The organism is Flavobacterium sp. UBA4854, from assembly GCF_002399805.1.
In the GTDB taxonomy this organism is placed as follows: domain Bacteria; phylum Bacteroidota; class Bacteroidia; order Flavobacteriales; family Flavobacteriaceae; genus Flavobacterium; species Flavobacterium ginsengisoli.
The window spans coordinates 1-4,448 of sequence record NZ_DHEI01000033.1; the positions used below are offsets into that span (position 1 = coordinate 1).

Annotated in this window: 6 protein-coding genes; 3 read left to right on the top strand and 3 right to left on the bottom strand. The window is 32.0% G+C overall.

All coding sequences use genetic code 11. From position 1 onward, the window contains the following. On the top strand, positions 1-81 hold an 81-nt coding region (locus tag B3J44_RS24255), incomplete at its 5' end, for a hypothetical protein (RefSeq protein WP_414654750.1). Between the two features lie 243 nt (positions 82-324). After that, entirely contained in the window at positions 325-942 is a 618-nt protein-coding gene (locus B3J44_RS04235) for an outer membrane beta-barrel protein (RefSeq protein ID WP_286966039.1), read from the top strand. Positions 943-998: 56 nt separating this feature from the next. Here the strand turns inward: B3J44_RS04235 and B3J44_RS04240 are convergent, their stop codons facing one another. The 3 genes from B3J44_RS04240 to B3J44_RS04250 are packed head-to-tail and all read right to left on the bottom strand — an operon-like array spanning position 999 to position 3,326. Continuing rightward, the gene (locus B3J44_RS04240) at positions 999-1,196 is read right to left on the bottom strand and encodes a hypothetical protein (RefSeq protein WP_233074030.1); all 198 of its coding nucleotides are present in this window, start codon (positions 1,194-1,196) and stop codon (positions 999-1,001) included. Positions 1,197-1,201: 5 nt separating this feature from the next. After that, positions 1,202-2,593, bottom strand: coding sequence for a radical SAM protein (locus B3J44_RS04245; RefSeq protein ID WP_286966040.1), 1,392 nt, complete (start codon positions 2,591-2,593; stop codon positions 1,202-1,204). Further along, positions 2,583-3,326 carry a prolipoprotein diacylglyceryl transferase gene (locus B3J44_RS04250; RefSeq protein ID WP_286966041.1) on the bottom strand — a complete coding sequence of 248 codons (744 nt, stop codon included), beginning with the start codon at positions 3,324-3,326 and terminating at the stop codon, positions 2,583-2,585. The genes B3J44_RS04245 and B3J44_RS04250 overlap by 11 nt, the downstream gene beginning before the upstream one ends. Before the next feature lie 169 nt (positions 3,327-3,495). On the opposite strand from B3J44_RS04250, the gene B3J44_RS04255 reads away from it, so the two are divergent. Next, the coding region (locus tag B3J44_RS04255) for a helix-turn-helix transcriptional regulator (RefSeq protein WP_286966042.1) at positions 3,496-4,448 on the top strand (953 nt) is incomplete at its 3' end.

Consider the following 4,448-nt stretch of genomic DNA (forward strand, 5'->3'; position numbering starts at 1 on the left):
GGTAAAAAACGTATGCGTCAGGTAGGAAACGTTGAAATTCCTCAAGAAGCATTTATGGCTGTTTTGAAATTGAATGACTAAGCTTTTCTTTTTAGAGAATAGAAGAAAGAAACAAGAATATAGATTAAACCCGATAACGAAAGTTGTCGGGTTTTTTATTTGTATATAATCCATTTCTTATCTTTTAAAATTTGTAAGTCAAAACTTATAATTTATGAAATTATTAACTTAATCGCTTGTTTTTTAACGCTTTCAGATAAATTTAAAGTTAATTTTAAGATAAAATTGTATTTTTAATCTTACAACTTTAAAAAATAAAAGATTATGAAAACCAAATTTTCTGTTATTCTAGCGTTATTTACATTTTACTTTGCAAATGCTCAGCAAGATCAAGTTGATTCAGAAATGAATTCTGCAAAAGGAATTACTTTTCAACATGGAGATATGTTTATAGAAGGTTCTATCCAGATCACTACTGGTGGAGATAAAGACTATTATGCTTTTAATCCCAAATTTGGATATTTTCTTAATGATAAATTTGCCGTTGGAGGACAATTGAGCTATTCCAGCAATAAAGTTGAAGCAACCGATGAAAAAACTAATATTTTTGGAATCGGTGGTTTCGCAAGATACTATCTATTGGAACTCGATAAAAAACGATTCAAAGCTTATGGAGAAGTAGGTTTAGGATACGGCAGAAATAAATACGAAAGTCCAATTACTGGTACAGATAATAGTAATAGTTTAACAGCCAATATCAATGTTGGGTTAAATTACTTCTTAACTAAAAACATTGCGGTTACTTTTACTCTTGCTAATTTATTATCATACAATAGTGTTTCTCCAGAAAACGGCCCATCTTCAGATACTTTTCAATTAAACATCAACTTATTTGAAAACATCTTCGATCAACCAAAATTCGGATTATTATTTAGATTTTAATTCGTTTATAATATAACTCAAACCCCTCAATAATTCAGTTTATTGAGGGGTTTTTCTTAAGACATGAGTGTCCCGCATATTCCTAGACCAATAATGAGATAAAGCGCTCCGATAATAAAACAAACCTTTGCTCCATTGGGATGATTTTTCTTAATTGCTAAGCCAATGATTGTCATTAAAATTGGCGGTCCCACCATAATCGCTATAAAAAATGCGACCAAACCTCCTAAATTACCTACTTCTAGTGCTGTCATATACTTTATGCATTAGTTCTTAATTCTTCTAGTCTTTTTACTTTATCATCTCTGTAAAATAAATTCATGGTTTCAAACGGAATTATTTTATTGTCCTTATTGACAATATGAACACAAGATTTTTTTATTGCTCTCACGTCAAAATTATATGCATCGATAAACTGCATGATAATAATTCTAAAGAGATTGTCGTAACCTAATTCTGGTGCATCAATATTAGGAAGGCAACATAAAATCGATTTCAAGTTTTCTTGCGCTACTTCTACAGAATTTCCTGTGCTAAACAGATCTATCATTTTGCCGCGAAGCACTTCATCTTGTTCGTAAATAATCGTGTTTTTACTATTGTCTAATAAATCATTCGGATTAATATATCGTGTTAGGGGAAAAACTTCTTCTCCCAGTTTCAAAGCATAACCCATAACTAAAGCATCGGGATTACAAGGAACTGGAAGTAAATCATCTGAATTAAAAACATTCGTTTGCTCTAGAATTTTTCTTCTCACTTCTGTTAATGTCATTCGATCGGTTTCTAAATTGAAATTCTCCAATCGGCCCGCAATTTGAGTTGGCTGAAATGTAACGCCACGAACGCACTTTTGCTTTAAGGCAAACTCAATAATTTTACCTATTTCATGATCGTTTAATCCTTTTTGAAGCGTAATCACCAAAGTTGTAGATAAATTAACTTCATTTAGATTTTCTAAAGCCTGTTTTCGTATTTCGCTTAAATCAGCTCCACGCAACTCTTGCAATACACTGTCTTCAAAAGAATCAAACTGAAGATAGATCTCAAAATCTGGAGAATAGCTTTTTAGTCTCTGAACAAATTCTTTGTCTTTTGCAATTTTAATTCCGTTTGTGTTTAACATTAAATGCTTTATCGGAATTGATTTTGCATAATCTAAAATTTCAAAAAACTCAGGATGTATGGTTGGTTCTCCTCCACTAATCTGCACCACGTCTGGCTCTTTTTCATTTTTAACAACCGTATCAAGCATAGCTTTTACTTCTTCGAGAGTTCTGTGTCTACCATAATTAGGTGATGAACCTGCATAACAAGTCGGGCAAGTTAGATTACAACGATCTGTAACCTCAACAACTGTAAGACAAGAATGCTGTTCGTGATCTGGACATAAACCACAATCGTACGGACAACCATAATGCGTTTTTGTATTAAAAGTATACGGCATTTCAGATGGTTTATTATAATTTCGGATATTCTTGTAATATTGAATATCGTCGGCAATTAAAACCTTTGAGTTTCCATGCTCTGGGCATCTTTTAAGCATATAGACGTTTTCGTCTTCAAAAACAATTTTAGCATCAATTCTTTTTAAGCATTCTGGACAAAGGCTTAATGTAAAATCATAATAAGTATATTTTCTAACTGGCATTTTTTACAAATAAATTTAAAATTGTTTTGTTATAATAGAGCAGACAAATTAAACATAAGATCTGAATGGAACTTATTCCGAAAATTAGGAAATAATTGGGTTTCAGAAATTCTACGAAAAAGCGAAACGCAAAATAAGCAATCATAAAATACTGAAATAGCAATCCGTTTTTTAAATTTTTGGTTTTCAATTTCTTCAAAAGAAAAAACAGAACAATCAGAAAAATTAATTCGTATAAAGCAATTGGATGCCTCATAATATTGTCGCCAAGATTCATCCCCGTAAAAAAAGTCGTTTCTTTTCCATACGTAAACTCATTGGTTCCAGATAAAAAACAGCCAACTCTGCCTATAAAAATTCCTAGAATAATCGGAAAAGTAAATAAATCTCCTGATGACTCTTTTTCTCCAATAATCTTCTTAGCAAGTTCGACACCTAATAATCCTCCAAACAATCCTCCCATAATTGTTTTGGCATTAAAGAGTTCTAAAATAGATTTGACATCAGAATGAAAAATAGGATTTTCTAAAAAACCCATAATTCTAGACCCCAAAAAAGCTCCAATTGCCGCACCCAAAATAATCGATAACCTGTTTGTGGAAACAATAGTATCATTCGTTCTTTTTCTCAAAAAAACATAATATCGGTATCCTAAAAAAAATGCCAAATATTCTAGAACTAAATGGATATTAATTTCATAACCAAAAATAACTGGCTCAAAAGGAAGCTTCATTTGATATTTTAAAATTTAATACTATAATTCTGTAAAGATGCAAAAAAATGTTTAATTCATTTGACTTATAAAGTAAAAGCTGTTTCAATTTGGAACAGCTTTTTTATTTCTATAAAGATTAAACCTTTGTAACTTTGAACCTCTAACCTTTGAAACTAAAAAAGAAAAAATGCTCGACGAAACCCCAAAACGATTTGACCGAATTGTTGCCATTCTTATTCAATTGCAGTCTAAAAAGATTGTAAAAGCACAAGAATTGGCCGATCGTTTTGAGTGCAGTTTAAGAACTATTTATAGAGACATTAGAACTTTGGAAGCATCTGGAGTTCCTATTTATAGTGAAGCTGGAGTTGGTTATGCTTTAATGGACGGATATAGACTTCCGCCAGTTATGTTCACACGCGAAGAAGTGAGCAGTTTTATTGCGGCCGAAAAGTTAATGCAAAAGTTTACCGATCCTACATTGGGAACACATTATGCGTCGGCGATGTACAAACTGAAATCGGTTTTAAGAAGCAACGATAAAGATTATCTTTCAAACATCGAATCAAGAATTGTAATGCAGGAAGCAGAACCAATGTTTAATGATAATTCGCCCAATACTTTGGCTGTGCTTTTTGAGGGAATTGCGGAGAAAAAACAAATTCTTTTAACTTATAAAACCTTTGAAAAAGAAGAAACCACGCAACGAAATTTAGAACCTGTTGGCGTTTTTCATGATAATAACAATTGGTATTTTCTGGGTTATTGCCATCTTAGAAAAGATTACCGCCAGTTTAGAACCGATAGAATTCAGGAAATAAAAAAAACAGATCTTGATTATACAATCGAACACGATTCTCTGGAAACTTATTTAACCAAATCTGATAAGATTCCAACCACAAAAGTTCGAATCCTGGTTCAGAAAAAAATCGCGCGATACTTAGCAACCGAAAGGAAATATCACGGCTTTATTTCTCAAAAAGAAATTGGAGACGAAATCGAAATGACCTTTATGTCTCACAGCCTGCAAGATGGTTTTCCGAGATGGTTTTTAATGTTTGGAGATTATGCCAAAATTTTGGAACCAGAATCTTTAAAAACAAGAGTTTTAGAATTATTAGAAATCAATCGACAAAGGCT